Here is a 19221-nt window from a genome sequence, read left to right as displayed (position 1 = left end):
GCCGCCCCCCTCAGCGCCCCCGCGACCCGTCCACCACGTACACCGTCCGGGTCACCCGCTCCTTGCCTTCGCCGGTCCGGACCGTGACCCGGAAGGTCACGGACTCGCGCGGCTCCGCGCGGCGGTCGACCCGGGTCGGCAGCGTGACGACCGTCGAGGTCTCCCCGGCCGGCACGAAGGTGCCGAGGAGGACACCGGCCGACCCGAACGGGTCGCCAGGAGCGGTCCCGCGATCGACGCCCGGCACCCGGCCGACGTCGGCCACGTCCACGTCGGGACGTGGGCCGCGCACGACGGCGGCCTGGACCCCGACGGAGTAGTCGACGGGCGCGGCCAGGCTGACCCGCAGCCGGACGTCCCGGCCCTCGGGCACCGACCGTCGGACCGGCCGGACCGTCACCGCCGGGGTCGGGTCGTCGTCGACGACGCGCGCGTCGCCGAGGTAGGAGTCGGTCATCACGCCGCGCGCGGCGTAGGCGACGAGCTGCACCCGGTCGCCGTAGACGTCGTCGAGGGCGTCGGCCTCGTAGGTGAAGGGGAGGGAGCCCGAGGTCTGACCGGGTGCCAGGTCGAGGGTGAACCGGTCGCGCCCGGTGCTGCCGGCCATGACGACCACGGCGCGCCCCGGTCGGTCGAGTCCGCGCACGGTGAAGGGCACCTCGGCCTTCTCCCGGCCGGGTCCGTCGCCCTCCGGCACCCGCACCGAGCCGAGGTCGATCGTGCCCGCCCGCCGCTGCGGCACGGGCGCCAGCGACGACGGCGCGGCCGCCACGTCGGCGACCCAGACCCGGCCGGCGTCGGTGCCCGAGACGAGCTCGACCGCGGTGACCCGGGTGAGGTCGAGGCCGGCTGCCGCGGCCGGGTCGACCACCAGTGCCTGCCCCCAGGCCTTGGGGAGCGCGCGCGGCAGGGCCGGCAGCACCCCCTCGTCCTCGGGCACGACCTCGGCGGTCGCCCCGTCGGCGTCGGTCAGCCGGACCGCGAGCCGGACCGGGCCGGAGCGCGGGTCGAGCAGCGTGCGCAGCTCCAGGCGGTCCTGGCTCAGGTCGAGCGGCTCCTCCAGCAGCATGCCGCCGACCTGCCCGGCCGCGTCCCAGCTCATCTCGAAGAAGCGGCGGGTGGGCGTCGGGTCGTACGAGGCGGTCCAGTGCGGGCTGACCTGCCGCCGCGCGGTGTCCGCCCCGCAGGCGCCGACGCCGTCCTTGAGGACGCCCACGCAGAACGACGTGCGGGCGCCCTCGGCCAGGGTGAGGCCGGTGTCCACCGACGGCCGCCGCACCTCGCGTCCCCCTCCGAGCGCGTGGCTCAGCACGGTGGCGTCGCCGATCGAGGGCACCGAGACGCGGGTGCCGTCGAACATCGCCAGGACGTCCTGGGGTCCGGTGAACATACGCACCGCGCCCGCGACGTAGGCCGCGCCCACGTCGCGCTGCTCGGCGCCGCTCAGCCGTCCCGGGTGCGCCGTGCCGCACGGGGCGTCGTCCGGCCCGTACCAGTCGTCGTTCGCCGGCGCGGCCGCGACGCCGGGCGTCCACTCGGTGTTGAAGAAGTTGTGGTTGGCGCCGAGCACGAGGACCGAGCTCTTCAGCGACGTGTCGTCGTCGGCGAGGTCGCGCGAGACGTCGGTGAACTTCTGCCCCTGCAGGTCGGAGACGTCGCCGTCGCAGTACGGCAGGAGGGTCACGGTCGGCACGTACGGCGCGGTCTGGCTGCCGAAGTCGGTCGGCGCGACGAGCACCTGACCGGCGATCCGGTAGGGCGCGGAGAGCGGGATCCGGATCGAGGCCCGGTCGACGCCCTCCCCGCCGCTGCTGTGCCCCACGAGCACGACCTGGTCGAGATCGACCTGGTGCTCCTCGGCGAGGCCGGTCCAGTGGTCGAGGTGCCGGGTGATGATCTCCGCCCGGGCGCCTGCGCCGCCGTCGGGCAGCCGGTAGTCCTGCGCGTTGATCCCGTTGACCCGGACCGAGACGGTGACGTAGCCCTGGGAGGCCAGCAGCCGCTGGACGTAGTCGTAGCCGAGGTGGCTCGGGATCTCCGACAGCGGTGCCTGGCACGGCCAGGCCTGGGAGTCCGGACGACCGGTGCCGGTCTTGTAGCAGACGGCGTGGCGGCCGTGCTGGAACAGCACGAGCGGGGTGGTGCCCTCGACCTCACCGGGCGCGGGCTCGACGACGTGGCCGACCATCTCGATGGGCTCGGGCATCCCCGGGAGCTTGACCGGGTCCAGCTCGTAGTCGCTGGTGACGGTCTCGAAGGTGCCGGGCTCGCCCGGGTCGACGGGCAGCTCGACCGCGTCGGCGGGGTCGGGGGCGAGCCGGCTCGTACGGCCGTCCGGTCCCGCCGGGGCCGCGCGGCGGTCGTCGCCGGGCTCGTCGAGGCGTTCGCCGGAGAGCACGACGTCGAGGTCGGCAGCGACCGGTGCCGTGGCGGCACGGACCGTCGCGGTGACGGTCCGGCCGTCCCGGGACACCGTCGGGGGACCCACCACGACGTCGGCGGCGGTCGGGTCGGCCGGGCCCACCGTGGGCCGGTCGGAGGTCAGCGGGAAGCGGGTGGGGGAGCGCCACGACACCGTGTACGAGTCGCCGCCCGCCGGCTCGACCAGCCAGCCGCCGGCGTCGGGAGCGGGGCCGGGAGCGGGGGCGGAGGTCGCTGCCGCGCCAGCCGGCAACAGGGGCAGCGACGAGGCGGTGAGAGCCAGGGAGAGAGCGCCGGCGCCCGCCAGTCTCGTCAGGAAGGTGCTCGGCATCGTGGTCGTCCGTCCGTCCGGGGCGTGCGGTCACGCCGTCGTCGAACATAGACGCAACGGTCGACCGCGCGGTTGCCCCACGTGGCTGCTTTCTTGCCGAGGACGTCCGACGACCGCGTATCGAGGTCGTGGTGACGCGGCAGATCGGCGGCAGGTGCTCGCCCCAGACGACCCATGCCAGCACCGCCCTTCCCGAGACCGCCCATCTCTGCGACACTTTCCCGACCGGTCGGGAAAGTAACCAGAAGGCAGGCAGCCATGACAGCGCAGCTCGATTCCGAACACCTCGACTTCGAGGCGATGTGTCGCGCCTTCACCGACAAGCAGGTCCGCCCTCTCGTGGCCGAGGCCGAGGCCAAGGGTTTCGCCTCCCCGGACCTGTGGCGCGAGATGGGCGCCGCCGGCCTGCTCGGGCTAATGACGCCCGAGGAGCACGGCGGCAGCGGTCAGGACCCGCTCGCCGTCGCGATCGTCTCCGCCGAGCTCAGCCGGGCCGCCGGCGGGATGGCCATCGGGCCGATGGTGAGCGCCTACATGGCCGGGACCCACATCGTCGAGCACGGCACCGCCGAGCAGCGTGAGCGGTGGTCGGCCCCGCTGGCCGCCGGTGAGGCGATCGCCTCGATCGCCGTCACCGAGCCCGGCGCCGGCTCCGACGTCGCCGGCATCACGACCAGGGCTGTCGAGACCGACGAGGGCTACCGGATCAGCGGCCAGAAGATGTACATCACGAACGCTGGGTACGCCGACGTGGTCATCGTGGGAGCCAAGACCGAGCCCGACCTCGGGCACCGCGGCATCACGACGTTCCTCGTCGCGGCCGGGACTCCGGGCCTCTCGGTGGGGAGTCCGCTGGCGAAGATGGGGTGGCACTCTTCCGACACCCGCGAGGTCGTGCTCGAGGACGTGCTTGTTCCGCACTCGGCGGTGCTCGGCGACCTGAACCGCGGGTTCTACCAGATCATGACGGCCTTCCAGCTCGAGCGCATCGTGCTCGCAGCCATGGCGGTCGGACACGCTGCCGAGGCCCTCGAGCTGGCGACGCGCTACGTGCGCGACCGCGTCGCCTTCGGCGCACCCCTGATCGAGAAGCAGGCCATCAGGCACAAGCTCGCCCTCATGGAGATCGACCTGGACACGGCGCGCCTGATCACCCATCTGGCGGCCTCCCAGCTCAGCTCCGGCCACCCCGACGCAGCGAGGACGGTCGCCAAGGCGAAGTACCACGCGGCGGTCGCGGCGGCCCGGGTCGTCGACGACGCCGTCCAGCTCCACGGCGGGTCCGGCTACGTCGAGGAGTCCGACATCGCGCGGCACCACCGCGACGTCCGCATCCTGCGCATCGGCGGCGGCGCGGACGAGGTGCAGCTCGACATCCTCGGCAAGGCCTTCGTCTCGAGCTAGCTCCGACCCGCCCACCACCGGCAGCCGTCGGCCCACCCGTTCGAGGAGGAACCCATGTCCGACAACCTGAGTGCGCTCATCGCCGCGGAGCTCGTCCCGCTCCGTCCGGAGTGGATCTCGCAGCAGTACCAGGACGAGGCCGCCGAGGCGCGTGCGCTCGACGCCCAGGACCCCGACCTGTACTGGGAATGGGTCGCTGCCCGGCAGCGCTGGCAGCGCCCCTGGACGACGTTGCGGCGGGGCGAGCTCGGGGACTTCGAGTACTACGTCGGTGGCCGCATCAACGTCGCAGACAACTGCGTCGACCGGTGGGCCGAGGACCCGGCGGTCCGCGACCGGCCGGCGGTCATCTGGGAGGGCGAGCCGGGCGACACCCGCACCGTGACCTACGCCGAGCTCGCCGACCAGGTCGGGCGACTGGCTGCCGGGTTGCTCGAGCTGGGCGTGAGACGCGGCGACGTGGTCGCGATCTACCTGCCCAACACGATCGAGGCGTTCGTCGCGGTCCACGCCTGCAACAGGATCGGGGCGATCTACACGATCCTCTTCTCGGGGTTCAGCGAGGAGGCGACCCGGTCGCGACTCGAGCAGGCCGAGGCCACGGTCGTCATCGTCGCCGACGGCAGCTACCGCCGCGGCCGGGTCGTGCCGCTCCTCGAGACGCTGAGGGCCGCACGAGCGAGGCTGGCGGTGCAGCCGACCACGGTCGTGCTCGACCGGACGGGGTCGGGGACGGAGCTCGTCGCGGGCGAGGTGGACTACGGCCGGCTGGTCGACGCCCAGACCGAGTGGGCGCCGATGGAGGAGATGGACCCGAACGAGCCGGCCTTCCTGATCTTCACCAGCGGCACCTCGGCCAAGCCCAAGGGGGTCGTCCACAGCGTGGGCGGCTTCCTCGTCGGCACGTGGGCCAACGCGCACTGGCAGGTCGGCCCCGAGGAGGGGGACGTCTACTGGGTGGCCGCCGACGTCGGCTGGCTGACCTTCCCGATCCAGGCGGTCGTCGGCGGTCTCGCGAACGGCATGACCGTCCTGTGCTACGAGGGCGCGCTGGACACCCCCACCGACGAGCGGTTCTTCGAGGTCTGCGAGAAGCACGGGGTCACCAAGGTCCTCGCGGCGCCGACCATCCTCCGGGTGCTGCGCGGCGTCGACCCCGACAAGCGCGCCGCCCACCCGCTGTCCCCCCTGAAGCTCGTCACCGCGCAGGGGGAGCCGCTCGACAGCGAGTCGTTCACCTGGGCGACGGAGAACCTGGGCGGTGGCGTGCCGGTGATCAACGCCTACGGCCAGACCGAGACCGGCTCGACCTGGACCTACCCGATCTACGGGGTCGACGCGCTCAAGGCCGGGTCCGCCGGAACGCCGGTGCCCGGCCACGAGTACGCCGTCGTCGACGCCGCGGGCCGACCGGTGCCGGCCGGGGTGAAGGGGGACCTGGTCATCACCCGGCCGTTCCCGACGCTGGCCCGCACGGTGTGGAAGGACCCCCAGCGCTACCACGACGCCTACTTCAGCCGCTTTCCCGGCATGTACGCCACCAACGACGAGGCCGTCGTCGACGGTGACGGCCACCTCTGGGTCCTGGGTCGGTCGGACGACGTCATCAACATCGCCGCGCACCGCATCTCCACGATGGAGATCGAGGAGGTCGTCGGCGGCGTCCCCGGTGTCCTGGAGGCCGCCGTGGTCGGGGTGCCGGACCCGACCAAGGGCACCGTGCCCGTGGCCTTCGTCCGCCTGGCCCAGGACGCGCCCGCCGGCACCGAGCAGGCGATCCAGGCAGCGGTGCCCCGGGAGCTGGGCAGGTACGTCCAGCTGGCCAGGGTGTACGTCGCCGGCGCGCTGCCCCGCACCCGGACCGGCAAGACCATGCGCAGGCTGCTCCGCGACGTCGCCACCACCGGACGGGCGACCGGGGACACGAGCGCGGTCGAGGACGTCGCGGTCCTGGACGAGATCATCGCCCTGGTCTCGAAGCCCTCCGCGGACGAGGAGGCAGGCACGTGAGCGGGCCGCGCACCTCCCGGGGGCTGTGGTTCGAGGAGCTGCAGCCCGGCACCACCGTGCACCACGCGGTCCGGCGCACCGTCACCGAGACGGACAACGTCATGTTCACGACGATGACGATGAACACCGCGCCGCTGCACCTTGACGCCGCCTACGCCGCGACGACGGAGTTCAAGAAGCCGCTGGTCAACAGCATGTTCACGATGGCGCTGGTCGTTGGCATCTCGGTCACCGAGCTGACCCTGGGCACCATCGTCGCCCAGCTCGGGATCTCCGAGGCGACCTTCCCCGCCCCGGTCTTCACCGGCGACACGATCCGCGTGGAGACCGAGGTCGTCAGTGCGCGGGAGTCGAGGTCGCGCCCGGACGCAGGGCTCGTCGTCTTCGAGCACCGCGCCCACAACCAGCACGACCTGCTGGTGTGCCGCCTGCAGCGCACCGGTCTGATGCTCAAGGAGCCCGCCGATGACTGAGGAGTCCCGGCCGCAGGTGCTGGAGAGGATGGAGGTGGCGCTCGCAGGGAACGACGCCAGCCGCTGGGCGGACAAGATCCCGGTCCGCGACCGGATCGCGCTGCTGCTGGACCCGGGCACCTGGGTGGAGGACGGCCTCCTGGCCAACGCGACCGTCGACGGGATGGCCGCCGACGGCGTCCTGACCGGGGTCGGGGAGGTCCACGGCCGCAAGGTCGCCGTGATCGCACACGACTTCGCGGTCAAGGCCGGGTCGTGGGGCGCGCTGAACGTCGAGAAGCAGATCCGCATCCTCGAGCGCGCCGACCGTGACCTGCTGCCGGTGTTCTACCTCGTCGACTCCGCGGGCGGACGCCTCACCGACCAGTACGGGTTCTTCCACGGCCGCCGCGGTGCGTCGAGGATCTTCCAGCTCCAGGTGGCGCTCTCGGGCCGGGTGCCGCAGATCTGCTGCCTCCACGGGCCGTCGGCGGCCGGCGGCGCCTACATGCCGGCCTTCACCGACTGGGTCGGGATGGTGGCCGGCAACGCCTCGATGTACCTGGCCTCTCCCCGTGTGGCCGAGAAGGTCACGGGGGAGAGGACCACGCTGGAGGAGATGGGCGGGGCGATGATGCACGCCAGCGTGTCGGGCTGCGGCGACGAGGTGTTCGACTCCGACTGGGAGGTCGTCGCGGCCGCCCGCCACCTGCTGGGCTACCTGCCCGACAGCTGGGAGCAGGCACCGGCCCGCCGCGAGCCCCTGCCGCCCACACCTCTCGACTGGCCCGCCGACCTGATCCCCGAGGACCCCCAGGCCGGCTACGACGTCCGCGAGGTGATCGACCGCTTCGTCGACGCCGACAGCTTCTTCGAGGTCAAGGCGCGCTGGGCCACCGAGATGGTCGTCGGCCTGGCCCGGCTGGACGGCGACGTTGTCGGGATCGTGGCCAACCAGCCGTCGGTGCGCAGCGGCGCGATCTTCGTGGACTCCGCCGACAAGGCCGCCCGGTTCATCAGCATGTGCGACGCCTACAACATCCCTCTGCTCTTCCTCCAGGACGTGCCCGGCTTCATGGTCGGTGCGGCGATCGAGAGACAGGGGATCATCCGGCACGGCGCGAAGATGGTCACCGCCATGGCGAGCGCGGAGGTCCCCAAGATCACCGTCGTCCTCCGCAAGGCCTACGCCGCCGGCTACTACGCGATGTGCGCGCCCGGCTTCGAGCCGCGGGCGACGCTGGCCCTGCCGGGATCAGCGATCGCGCCGATGTCCCCGGAGGCCTCCACCAACGCGATCTACGCGAGACGGATCGAGGCCATCGACGATCCGGAGGAGCGGGAGGCGTTCGTGGCCGAGAAGATCGCCGAGCAGGCGGCCGGTGCCGACCTGGTCGACGTGGCGAGCCGGCTCGTGGTGGACGCCGTGGTACCGCCCCGGCAGCTCCGTGCGGAGCTGGTCGCCCGGTTCCGCGCCGCCGCAGGCTGGACCCGCCTGCCGCCTCGGCGGCACCACGTGATCAGCCCGGTCTGATGCGGCCGGCCACCTGCAGACCGACCACGACCTGACCCCCAGACGAGGAGTGCCCGTGCCGAGCGCGCTGACCGCACCCAGGAGCATGCTGTTCATGCCGGCCGGCCGGCCGAGGATGGCCGCCAAGATCCCGGAGATCGGCCCCGACCTGGCCGTGCTCGACCTCGAGGACGCCGTCGCCACCGAGGCGAAGGCAGCAGCCAGGCAGGCCGTGCGTGACTGCCTGGCGGACGGGGTGGTCCTCGGTGGCAGGTCGGTGGTCCTGGTCCGTGTCAACGAGGTCGGCAGCCCCTGGTTCGAGGACGACCTGGCCCTGGTCCGGGAGCTCGCCGGCACGTCGGGAGCGGTCGGTGTGGTCGTCCCGAAGGTCGAGGGGCCGCAGGACGTGGCCACCGTCCGGGACGTCCTGCCCGACGCGCCTCTCGTCGTCGGCCTGGAGAGCGGGCTGGGCGTGCTCGAGGCACGCTCCATCCTGGCGTCGGGGCCGGACGGGTGCTACTTCGGAGCCGAGGACTACATCGCGGACCTGGGCGGACGCCGGACCGAGGGCGGAGCGGAGGTGCTGTACGCGCGCAGCCAGGTCGTCCTGGCCGCTGCCGTCACCGGCCGGTTCGCAATCGACCAAGCGGTGGTCGCGGTGCGTGACGACGACCGGTTCACCGCGGACGCGGAGCGAGGACGCGACCTCGGGTACATCGGCAAGATCTGCCTCCACCCCCGTCAGGTCGAGCTGGCCCACCAGAGCTTCACCCCGACGCCCGCGGAGCGGGAGCACGCGCGTCGGGTCCTGGAGGCCGCAGCCGAGGGTGTCGGCGTCGTCGACGGCCTCATGGTCGACCGCGTCCACCTCGAGCAGGCCCGTGCCCTGCTGCAGCGCGACCAGGGCTGACGCCGTGCGCGGCAGCCCCCCCACCACCGAACCGGACGGAGTCCCCATGAACGACCGACGCGAGCTCGTCCACGGCGCGTTCGACAGCGTCCTGGTCGCCAACCGCGGAGAGATAGCCGTCCGCGTCCTCCAGGCGGCGCGCGACGAGGGTCTTCGCGCGATCGCGGTCCACTCCGACGTCGATGCCGACGCCCTCCACGTGCGGACCGCCGACGAGGCGCACGCGCTGCACGGAGTCCTGGCCAAGGACACCTACCTCCACGCCGACAAGCTCATCGACGTCGCGCTCGCTGCCGGCGCGCAGGCCGTCCACCCGGGTTACGGCTTCCTCTCCGAGAGCGCCGACTTCGCGGAGGCCGTCATCGCCGCCGGGCTCGTGTGGATCGGCCCGTCACCCCGGGCCATCGACATCCTGGGAGACAAGGTCGAGGCCCGCGCTGTCGCCCGGAGCGTCGGGGCACCCCTGGCCCCGGGCACCGAGAAGCCCGTCGCCACCGTGGCCGAGATCGAGCTGTTCGTCGAGGCGTACGGCATGCCGATCGCCATCAAGGCCGCCTTCGGCGGCGGAGGCCGCGGGCTGCGCGTCGTGCGGGACAGGGCCTCGATCGCCGAGGACTTCGACTCCGCCACGCGCGAGGCGGTCGCGGCGTTCGGACGCGGCGAGTGCTTCGTCGAGCGCTACCTCGAACACCCCCGGCACGTAGAGGCACAGCTGCTCGCCGACCGGTACGGCGACGCCGTCGTGGTGGGGACACGGGACTGCTCCCTGCAGCGCCGGCACCAGAAGCTGGTCGAGGAGGCGCCCGCACCGTTCCTCACCGAGGAGCAGACCACCACCATCGTCGAGGCCTCGGTCGCGATCGCCCGGTCGGCCGGCTACGTCGGCGCCGGGACCGCGGAGTTCCTCGTCGGCGACGACGGCGTGATCTCCTTCCTCGAGGTCAACACCCGGCTGCAGGTCGAGCACCCCGTGACCGAGGAGACCACCGGAGTCGACCTGGTGAGCGAGCAGTTCGCGATCGCCCGCGGCGAGCACCTCCGGGTCCGCGAGACCCCCGTCCCGCGCGGCCACAGCATCGAGCTGCGCATCAACGCCGAGGACCCGGGCCGGGCCTTCGCTCCGTCACCGGGCCGCGTCACCACGTGGGACGTCCCCCGTGGTCCCGGCATCCGCATCGACACCGGTGTCGTGGCCGGTAGCGTGGTGACCGAGTTCTACGACTCGATGCTCGGCAAGCTGGTCGTCTCGGGCAAAGACCGCGCGACGGTGCTGGCCCGGACGCGGCGCGCGCTCGACGAGCTGCGCATCGTCGGCGTCGCGACCGTGCTCCCGCTCGACCGCGCCATCCTGGCTCATCCCGACTTCACCGGCGGGGGAGACGGTTTCAGCGTGCACACCGGGTGGATCGAGGAGCACCTCGACGAGCTCCTCGACGGCGGGGCGGGGGGTGGCAGTTTCGATGTCGAGACACCCGACGCGGTCGACGTCCTGATCGGCCGGCAGGTGCACCGGGTCGCCCTGCCCGGGCTGGCCACGCTGGGCGAGCGGGCGGAGCCGATCCGGCAGAGCGTGCGTGAGCAGGTCTCGCCCGCCGAGGCGGGCGACGACGTGCGCACGCCCATGCAGGGCACGGTGGTCAGGGTCGCGGTGAACGACGGCGACCAGGTCGAGGAGGGCGACCTGATCGGTGCGGTCGAGGCGATGAAGATGGAGAACGCGATCAGGGCACACCGGTCAGGGACCGTGAGTGAGGTCAGCGTCGTCGTGGGAGACGTATGCGCCCAGGGATCGCTCGTGTGCCGGATCGAAGCGAACGAGTCACCGGGGCCCGTCCCACGTCCGTGACAGCCGGAGGGGCCTCGTAGGGTTGCGGTCACATCGGCTGAGAGGACGACGGTGATGGGACGTCCCAGCCGGGCCCACGAGGTCAGGCGGCTGATCCTCGACGGTGCCGCCGACATCTTCAGCCGCCGCGGCTACCGGGCGACGTCCATGAACGAGATCGCCGCGGCCGTCGGTCTGAGCAAGCCGACGCTCTACCACTACTTCCACAACAAGGAAGAGATCCTGGTGCGCCTCTACGAGGAGGTGATGAGCGACGCCGTGGACAACGCCGTCGAGATCTCCGAGGCGGTGGACGAACCGCTCGAGGTGCTCCGCCGTCTCCTCGTCTACCGCGTCCGCACGACCTGTGAGCGCCAGTCGATCCACAAGGTGTTCTTCGAGGAGGAGGAGGAGCTCCCGCGCGACCTCGTCGAGACCGTCATCGAGCAGCGCCGACGCTACGAGGACGTCTACCGCACCCAGGTGCGCCGCTTCCTCGACGCCCACCCCGACCCGCCCGACATCGACGTCACCGTGTTCGTGAACACGTGCCTGGGCGCTGCCAACTGGGTCTACAAGTGGTACCGCTCGGACGGCGCCAGCACCCCGGAACAGCTGGGGCACCAGATCGCGGCGTACGCACTCCACCCGCTGGGAACGTCGTCGTTGCCCTCCCACCGCTCGAGGGCGACGGACGACAGTCCGCAGTAGCCCTCGGCCCATCACCCATGGCTGCCGATCACGCGCTTGACGTTCGAACAGACGTTCGATAGCATCGTTCCATGCCGATCGTCACCACCCCTCTGCTGCCGGCGGCCGACGCCGCGGCCGCGACCTGGGTGTCCGGTGTGCGTGAGGAGATGGCGGTGCTGCACACGCGGGTCGGTGACGACGCGGGCCGGGTCGAGGCGCTGCGTGCGCTGGAGGAGTTGAAGTCGGCCGCCGCCGCAGCGCAGGCCCGGATCACCGCAGCCTTCGCGACGTCCCAGCGCGCCGAGCAGGCCGCCGCGGGGGTGCCGGCAGCGCGCCGGGGCAGGGGCGTCGGGTCCCAGGTCGGGCTCGCGCGGCGCGAGTCCCCGCACCGGGGCCAGGTCCACCTCGGACTGGCCGGGGTGCTGGTGGGGGAGATGCCGCACACCCTGGCCCGGATGACCGACGGCCTCGTCACCGAGTTCCAGGCCACGCTGCTGGCGCGGGAGACGGCGGTGCTGACGGCCGAGCAGCGGGCGCTCGTCGACGAGAAGCTCTGTGCCGACCCCGCCACCCTCGACGGCCTCGGCGACCGGGGGATCGCCGCCGCCGCGCGACGGCTGGGGCAGAAGCTGGACCCGGCCGCAGCCGTACGCCGTGCCGCCAGGGCCGCCTCGGACCGTCGGGTGACGACGCGGCCGATGCCGGACACGATGGTCCAGGTCAGCGCCCTGCTCCCGGTGGCCCAAGGGGTCGCGGTGTTCGCGGCCCTGAAGCGGGCGGCGGACTCCGCCCAGGCCGGCGGAGACCCCCGGGGGCGTGGCCAGGTCATGGCGGACACCCTGGTCGAGCGGGTCACCGGCCAGGTGGTGGCCGACGCCGTGCCGGTCGCGGTGCACCTCGTGGGTGCCGGCGGCTCGTTCTTCGGCGGCACCGGGTTCGCCGGTGCCGCGGGGGACGACCTGCACGAGCCCGTGCTGCTGCCGGGGTACGGCACCGTCCCCGCGGCGTGGGCGCGCGACCTCCTGGTCACGGCGGCGGCGCACGATGACTCCCGCCTGGCCTCCTGGATCCGCAGGATCGTCACCGACCCGCGCTCGGGTGCCGTGGTGGCGATGAGCTCGACCCAGCGCGGCTTCCCGGAGCAGCTCGCCGACCTGGTCGCCGTCCGGGATGCCGGGATCTGCCGCACCCCGTGGTGCGACGCGCCCATCCGACACTCCGACCACGTGGTGGCCGTCGCGGAGGGCGGTCCCACGAGCGAGGAGAACGCCCAGGGGTTGTGCGCCGCCTGCAACTGGGCCAAGGAGGCGCCGGGATGGACTGCCCGGCCCCGTCCCGGTCCGGCGTCCGGCAGCGGCCGGCACGAGGTGGTCACCACCACCCCGACCGGCCACGAGCACGCGTCGTCGGCCCCCCGGCTCCCCGGAGCGCGATGGCCGGTGCGCATCGCGGTCGACTACGTCGCCGCGGCCTGAGCCCGCCCTGCCACGATGACGGGCATGAGCGAGAGGATCTTGAACCGGGGCTTCAGCAACGGGCAGCCCTGGGACCGGACCCCGCTGCGCAAGGCGATGATGCTGCTGGTCCTGCCCCTGGCCGCCCTGGTCATCGCCGTGGCAGGTGCCACGATCATCTACGACGACGTCACGGCGGACTACCCCATGGGCTATGTCGTGTCGAGCTCGGAGGACTGCACGCTCGTCGTCGCCGAGCGCCCCGACGGACCACCGGTCGCCACCGTCCAGCAGAGCAGCGGTGGGCGCTTGGGGACGTGCGGCGGGCTGGACGAGAACCAGGAGGTCTACTACGACGTCGGGCGCGGGGTCCAGGCGTTCGGGCCCGACAACAACGTGGTCGGGATGGTCGTCCTGCCCGTCGTCGTCCTGCTCGTCGCGGTGCCCGGGGCCCTCGCGTGGACGCACACGCTGCAGAAGCGGCGCGCGCGGGCGACGTCGTGCCGACGGGTCGGGACGGGGCAGTAGCGTCCTCGGCACCACCGAGGACCGACAGAGGACGCCCATGGACACCCCCACCCGTCGCAGGATGCGATCGACCACCGTCGCGATCGGCGTGACCGCCGTGATGGCCAGCGGCCTGACCGGCTGCTCGTCCTCGGCCGACTACGCCGCGGTGTGCGTCGACCCCGAGACCGAGGAGCGCGTCGACGACGAGTCCTGCGACGACGAGCAGGACGACTACAACGGCACCGGGTCCGGCTTCTTCTGGTACTACCTGGCGGCGAGCCGGACGGTGCCCGCGCTCGGCTCCGGGGTCTCGGGAGGGACGTTCAACGGGTCTTCGCTGTCCGGGACCGTCCAGCGCGGCGGGCTGCCCACCACGGGCGGCAGCACCGTGAAGTCATCGACGACCAAGGGCGGGTTCGGCGGCATCAGCCGCGGCATCTCATCCTGACCAGCCCGCACCGACAAAGGACCGACCCCTGATGACCTTCCTCGACCTCTTCGTCGCGCTCTACCACGCCGTCGTGTACGCCGTCATCGCCGGAGCGATGCTCGTGGTGTCCTACTACGTGCTCGACCTGGTCACCCCCGGCCACCTGGGCTCGCACCTGCGCGGTGTCGACGAGACCGGCACCGAGTCCGTGCACGCCCAGTCCCGCTCCGCGGGCCTGGTCACCTCGGCCTGGCTGGTCTCGAACGCACTGGTCCTCTTCACCGCCATCTGGACCAACGGGGAGACCGACCTCGGGTGGGCGCTGCTCTGGACCGTGTCGTTCGGTGCGCTCGGCATCCTGCTCAACACGGTGATGTTCTTCGCCATCGAGGCGATCACCCCGGGCAACCTGCGCAAGATCGTGTGCGAGCCGGGCCCGGTCCGGCCCCTCGCCTACGTGGCCTCGGCGACGGCGGTGTCGGTGGCGGCCATCGTGAGCGCGAGCATCGCCTGATGTGGCGCCACCGGATCCGGCCCCGCAAGGACTGGGAACGGATCGTCACCGAGCAGGGCCTGATCTTCCCCGTCACCACGAAGGACGACGGCAGCACCGTGCCCTACTGGAACGAGTCGGCCTGGTACGAGGTCACCATGGACGAGGTCGAGCGCCTGGAGTCGGCCACGGAGGAGCTGTGGGCGCTCTGCATCGACGCCGTCGCCCACATGGTCTCGCCCGGGTCCGGGATGACCGATGCCCGGCTCGGCCTGCCGGCCGGCAGCCTGGACCTGGTCCGCCGGTCGGTCGAGGCCGGCCACCCGTCCGTCTACGCCCGTTTCGACCTCGTCTACGGCGCCGACGGCTCCCTCAAGATGCTCGAGATCAACGGCGACACCCCCACCGGGCTCGTCGAGACCGCGGTCGCCCAGTGGCGCTGGCTCGAGGACGTCCTCCCCGACGCCGACCAGTGGAACTCCGTGCACGACCGGCTGGTCGCCCGGTGGGCCGAGCTGCGGGCCTCCGGGGCCATCGAGGGCGACCACGTCCACTTCGTCTACCACCTCGGCGGCGGCGCGGAGTACGACGACGGCGAGCTCGAGATGACCATCCACTACATGATGGACACCGCCATCCAGGCCGGTCTGACGGTGATGGCGCACCCCGTGTCCGAGGTCGGGTGGAACCCCGACCACCGCGAGTTCCGCGACGCGCACGACCTCCCCCTGCGCAACGTGTTCAAGCTGTACCCGTGGGAGGACATGCTGGGGGAGCGGTTCGGTCAGATGCTCCTGGAGGGGCGCGAGGCCAGGCCGGTCACCTGGTTCGAGCCGGCCTGGAAGGCCCTGCTGTCGACCAAGGCGATCCTCCCGGTGTTGTGGGAGCGGAACCCGGGCCACCGGCACCTCCTGCCGGCGTACTTCGACGAGCCGCGCGACCTGCTGCAGTGGGTGGCCAAGCCGCTCCACGGCCGGGAGGGCGACAACGTCCGCATCCACCTCGCGGACGGCAGCGAGGACGTGCAGATGCCGGGTGCGTACGGCGCCGAGGGCTTCGTCTACCAGGGGTACGCCGAGCTGCCGAGCTACGAGGGCAACCGCGTCGTCATCGGGTCCTGGATCGTCGGCGGTGAGGCCGCCGGCATGCTCGTGCGCGAGTCCGACGGCCTCGTCACCGACTACTACAGCCGGGTGGTCCCGCACGTCATCAGCGACACCGTCAGCCCCGACCCGGCCCAGGTCCGGGCCTGGCTGGCCGACCGCGTCGGTGCCGACGTGCCCACCCTGCCGGCCTCCTGACCGCCATGGCCACCGCCGAGGACATCCTCAACAAGGGGTTCAGCAACGGGCAGCCCTGGGACCGCACGTGGTGGCGCAGGCTGGCCCTGCTCTGGGTGTGCCCGATCGGCGCCCTGGTCATCGGTGTGTCCGGTGCGTTCCTCGTCCGCGACCGGCTGGCCGCGGACTACCCGGTCGGCTACGTCGTGTCGAACGACGCTGACTGCACGCTGGTCGTCGCCGCGACGCCGGGCGGCCCCCCGGTCGAGACCGTCGAGCAGAACAGTGGCGGGCGCCTGGGCACGTGCGGAGGCCTGGACCTCGACCAGGAGGTCTTCTACGACCCGGGCCGAGGGATCCAGGTCTTCGGCGACGACGACACCGAGGTGGGGTTCGTGGTGTTCCCGGTCATGGCGCTGATGGGCGCGGTGCCGGGTGCCCTCGCCTGGACCGCCACGGTGCAGAAGCGCCGGGCCCGCCGCCGGCTCGTCGCGAACGGCGGGTGACCAGGCATGCCCACCATCGAGTCGATGCTCGACAAGGGGTTCGGCACGGGTGGCAAGCCCTGGGACAGCACCGCGTGGCGCAGGTTCGTGCTGCTGTGGCTGTGCCCGGTCTGCGCCGTCGTGATCGGCGTCTCCGGTGGCTTCATCCTGCACGAGCGCCTCGCGGCGGACGATCCCTCCGGCTACGTCGTGTCGAGCTCGCCGGAGTGCGTGCTGGTGATCGCCGACCGTCCTGACGGGCCGCCGGTCGAGGCCGTCCGGGAGGCCAGCGGTGGGCGGCTCGGCACGTGCGGGGGCCTGGAGGAGAACGCTCTCGTCCACTACGACCCGGGCGAGGGGATCCAGGTGCCCGGTCCGGACGACACCAGGGTCGGGTTCGTCGCGTTCCCCCTGTTCACCCTGCTGGCCGGCGTCCCGGGGGCCCTGGCCTGGACCCACACCCTCCAGAAGCGCCGGGCCCTGCGCCGGTCGGCGTCGCACACCCCTGGGGACCGCCCACGGCACTGACACCATGACGACCATGAGCATCGCGTTGTCCCTGGTCGGTGGTGTGCTCCTGATCGGCCTGATCATCGCGGCCAACGGCTACTTCGTGGCCCAGGAGTTCTCCTACATGGCCGTGGACCGCTCCCGGCTGAACTCCCTGGCGGAGCAGGGCGACAGGTCGGCCAAGCGGACGCTGCAGATCACCGACCGCACGTCCTTCATGCTCTCCGGAGCCCAGCTCGGCATCACGGTCACGGGCCTGCTCGTCGGCTACACCGCCGAGCCGCTGATCGGGTCCGCCGTCGGGGAGCTTCTCGGCGGGGTCGGCGTACCGACCGGGACCGGCATCGCGATCGGCACCGTCGGCACGCTGGTGGTGGCCACGTTCGCGCAGATGCTCTTCGGGGAGCTGTTCCCCAAGAACCTCTCGATCGCCCGGCCGTACCCCGTCGCGCAGCGCCTCTCCGGGTCGACCCTGCTCTACATGCGCACCTTCGGGTGGGTGATCCGCTTCTTCGACGCGGCCTCCAACGGCCTGCTCCGCCTGCTGCGGATCGAGCCCGTCCACGACGTGGCCCACTCGGCCAACCTGCACGACCTGCAGCGCATCGTCAGTGCGTCCAAGGACGCCGGCGAGCTGCCGGCCGACCTCAGTCTCGTCCTGGACCGGATGCTCGACTTCCCCGAGCGCGACGTCGACCACGCCCTGGTCCCGCGCTCGCGGGTCGACGTCTTCGACGCCGGCACCGACCTGCGCGACGTCCTGCAGGTGATGGAGGGCGGCCACTCCCGCTACCCCGTGCTCGACACCCACGGCGAGGTCGTCGGCGTGGTCCACCTGGTCGACGTCATCGAGGCGCTGCGGCCCTGCGAGGACCGCGCCCACGAGGGCCCGACGGTGACCGTGCGCGAGGTCAGCCGCGACGCGACCGTGCTGCCGACGCTGATGCGCCTGCCCGACGCCCTGGCGGAGATGACGGAGGCCGGTGACCAGCTGGCCTGCGTCGTCGACGAGTACGGCGGGTTCGCCGGCATCATCACCCTCGAGGACCTCGTGGAGGAGGTCGTCGGCGAGATCACCGACGAGCACGACGGCGACGAGGAGCCGCACCTCGTGCCCGAGGACTCGGCCCGCGCCTGGACCGTGCGCGGGGACGCCCCGCTCGACGAGGTGGAGCGCGAGGTCGGCGCGGTGCTGCCGCGCGGCGACTTCGAGACCGTCGCCGGGATGGTGATCGCCGAGCACGGGGCGCTGCCGGAGGAGGGAGACGTCGTCGAGGTCCACCTCCCACCGGACCCGCTCGAGCTCGCCCACTCCGAGCACCCGCCGGAGCGGACCCTGCGCGCGGAGGTCCTCGAGGTCGCGCACCACGTGCCCGCCCACCTGCGCCTGGAGCTGGTCGGCGCGCCGCTGCCCGGGCAGGACACCGAGGACGACACCACCGAGACCACCGAGCAGACCGAGGAGGTCAGCCGATGACCGGGCTCGCCGCCATCCCCGCGACCGTGGCGATCATCGTGCTGAGCGCGTTCTTCGTCTCGGTCGAGTTCGCCAGCATCGCCTCGCGCCGCACCCGCCTCGAGGAGGCCGCCACCCACAGCAAGGCCTCCCGCGCGGCGCTGCGCAGCGCCTCGGAGGTCTCCGTCCTCCTGGCGGGCTGCCAGCTCGGCATCACCGCCTGCACCCTGGCCCTGGGCGCGATCACCGAGCCGGCCATCGAGCACGCCCTCGAGCCGCTGATCGAGCAGGTCGGCCTGCCGGGCTGGCTGTCGTACGCCGTCGCCTTCGGCCTCGCCCTGGTGATCACCACCTTCCTGCACCTCGTCGTGGGGGAGATGGCGCCGAAGTCGTGGGCGATCAGCCACCCCGAGAAGTCGGCGACGCTCTTCGCGATCCCGATGCGCGGCTTCATGTGGCTCTTCCGTCCCGTGCTGACCCTGCTCAACAACGCCGCGAACGGGCTGGTCCGCCGGGTCGGCGTCGATCCGGTCGACGAGGTGGCCATCGAGCAGAACCCCGACGACCTCCGTCAGCTGGTCCTGCACTCCGCCGAGACCGGCGACCTCGACGCGCGGTCCTCCGAGCAGCTCTCCGGGGCGCTGGAGACCTCGCAGGCCACCCTCGACGACATCACCAGCAGCTCCCGGCTGGTGGGCGTGCCAGCGGACGCCACCGTCGCCGACGTCCAGCAGCAGGCCCGCGAGTCGGGCCACCTGCGGATCCTGGTCGGCCCCGCCGAGGACCCCAGCGGTGTCGTGCACGTCCGCGACACCCTCACCGCCGCCGCGCAGGAGCCGGTCGCCGCCTACGTCCGGGACCTGCACCAGCTCGACAGCGACGTGAGCGTCCTGGACGCCATGACGACGCTGCGCGCCGCCGGCACCCAGATCGCGGTCGTCCACCGCGCCGACGGCGGCTCGACCGTGGTCACGCTGGCCGACCTGCTGTCCCGGATGATGCCGGCCTCGGCCGGGGCCGAAGGGGTCCGCGAGCGGTAGCGGT

At 72.5% G+C, this 19221-nt stretch carries 17 protein-coding genes; 16 read left to right on the top strand and 1 reads right to left on the bottom strand.

The features are described 5' to 3' along the window. Positions 1-10: 10 nt before the first annotated feature. Entirely contained in the window at positions 11-2752 is a 2742-nt protein-coding gene (locus GV155_RS13520; protein ID WP_160008726.1) for a hypothetical protein, read from the bottom strand. 258 nt (positions 2753-3010) lie between these two features. Here GV155_RS13520 and GV155_RS13515 point away from each other — a divergent pair, with 258 nt between their 5' ends. From GV155_RS13515 to GV155_RS13440, 16 genes are all read left to right on the top strand, one after another. Next, entirely contained in the window at positions 3011-4156 is a 1146-nt protein-coding gene (locus GV155_RS13515; RefSeq protein ID WP_160008724.1) for an acyl-CoA dehydrogenase family protein, read from the top strand. A gap of 54 nt (positions 4157-4210) precedes the next feature. Beyond that, positions 4211-6166, top strand: a complete 1956-nt coding sequence (locus GV155_RS13510) for an AMP-binding protein (protein ID WP_160008722.1) — start codon at positions 4211-4213, stop codon at positions 6164-6166. Continuing rightward, positions 6163-6639, top strand: coding sequence for a MaoC family dehydratase (locus tag GV155_RS13505; protein ID WP_160008720.1), 477 nt, complete (start codon positions 6163-6165; stop codon positions 6637-6639). Before GV155_RS13510 ends, GV155_RS13505 begins: the two co-directional genes overlap by 4 nt. Then, positions 6632-8152, top strand: a complete 1521-nt coding sequence (locus tag GV155_RS13500) for an acyl-CoA carboxylase subunit beta (RefSeq protein WP_160008718.1) — start codon at positions 6632-6634, stop codon at positions 8150-8152. The genes GV155_RS13505 and GV155_RS13500 overlap by 8 nt, the downstream gene beginning before the upstream one ends. 55 nt (positions 8153-8207) lie before the next feature. Then, a complete protein-coding gene (locus GV155_RS13495; RefSeq protein ID WP_201300166.1) occupies positions 8208-9041 on the top strand; it encodes an HpcH/HpaI aldolase/citrate lyase family protein in 834 nt (277 codons plus the stop codon). Between the two features lie 46 nt (positions 9042-9087). Then, on the top strand, positions 9088-10887 hold the full coding sequence (locus GV155_RS13490) for an acetyl/propionyl/methylcrotonyl-CoA carboxylase subunit alpha (RefSeq protein WP_160008716.1): 1800 nt from the start codon (positions 9088-9090) through the stop codon (positions 10885-10887). Between the two features lie 54 nt (positions 10888-10941). Further along, a complete protein-coding gene (locus tag GV155_RS13485; protein ID WP_160008714.1) occupies positions 10942-11577 on the top strand; it encodes a TetR/AcrR family transcriptional regulator in 636 nt (211 codons plus the stop codon). A 71-nt stretch (positions 11578-11648) separates the two neighbouring features. Next, on the top strand, positions 11649-13034 hold the full coding sequence (locus GV155_RS13480) for an HNH endonuclease (RefSeq protein ID WP_201300165.1): 1386 nt from the start codon (positions 11649-11651) through the stop codon (positions 13032-13034). Between the two features lie 24 nt (positions 13035-13058). After that, positions 13059-13541 (top strand): hypothetical protein, encoded by a 483-nt coding sequence (locus GV155_RS13475; protein WP_160008712.1) that lies wholly within the window; start codon positions 13059-13061, stop codon positions 13539-13541. Between the two features lie 37 nt (positions 13542-13578). Beyond that, on the top strand, positions 13579-13971 hold the full coding sequence (locus GV155_RS13470) for a hypothetical protein (RefSeq protein ID WP_236554319.1): 393 nt from the start codon (positions 13579-13581) through the stop codon (positions 13969-13971). Between the two features lie 31 nt (positions 13972-14002). Continuing rightward, positions 14003-14467 (top strand): DUF350 domain-containing protein, encoded by a 465-nt coding sequence (locus GV155_RS13465; protein WP_160008710.1) that lies wholly within the window; start codon positions 14003-14005, stop codon positions 14465-14467. After that, positions 14467-15747, top strand: coding sequence for a glutathionylspermidine synthase family protein (locus GV155_RS13460; RefSeq protein ID WP_160008708.1), 1281 nt, complete (start codon positions 14467-14469; stop codon positions 15745-15747). The genes GV155_RS13465 and GV155_RS13460 overlap by 1 nt, the downstream gene beginning before the upstream one ends. A gap of 5 nt (positions 15748-15752) precedes the next feature. Beyond that, positions 15753-16232, top strand: coding sequence for a hypothetical protein (locus GV155_RS13455; RefSeq protein WP_160008706.1), 480 nt, complete (start codon positions 15753-15755; stop codon positions 16230-16232). Between the two features lie 6 nt (positions 16233-16238). Continuing rightward, positions 16239-16739, top strand: a complete 501-nt coding sequence (locus GV155_RS13450; protein WP_160008704.1) for a hypothetical protein — start codon at positions 16239-16241, stop codon at positions 16737-16739. A gap of 13 nt (positions 16740-16752) precedes the next feature. Further along, the gene (locus tag GV155_RS13445) at positions 16753-18198 is read left to right on the top strand and encodes a hemolysin family protein (RefSeq protein ID WP_160008702.1); all 1446 of its coding nucleotides are present in this window, start codon (positions 16753-16755) and stop codon (positions 18196-18198) included. Beyond that, on the top strand, positions 18195-19217 hold the full coding sequence (locus GV155_RS13440) for a hemolysin family protein (protein WP_160008700.1): 1023 nt from the start codon (positions 18195-18197) through the stop codon (positions 19215-19217). Before GV155_RS13445 ends, GV155_RS13440 begins: the two co-directional genes overlap by 4 nt. Positions 19218-19221 lie beyond the last annotated feature (4 nt).

The sequence above is a fragment of the Nocardioides sp. AX2bis genome (assembly GCF_902506435.1).
Classification (GTDB): domain Bacteria; phylum Actinomycetota; class Actinomycetes; order Propionibacteriales; family Nocardioidaceae; genus Nocardioides.
This window is presented reverse-complemented; position numbering and strand designations above follow the sequence as displayed.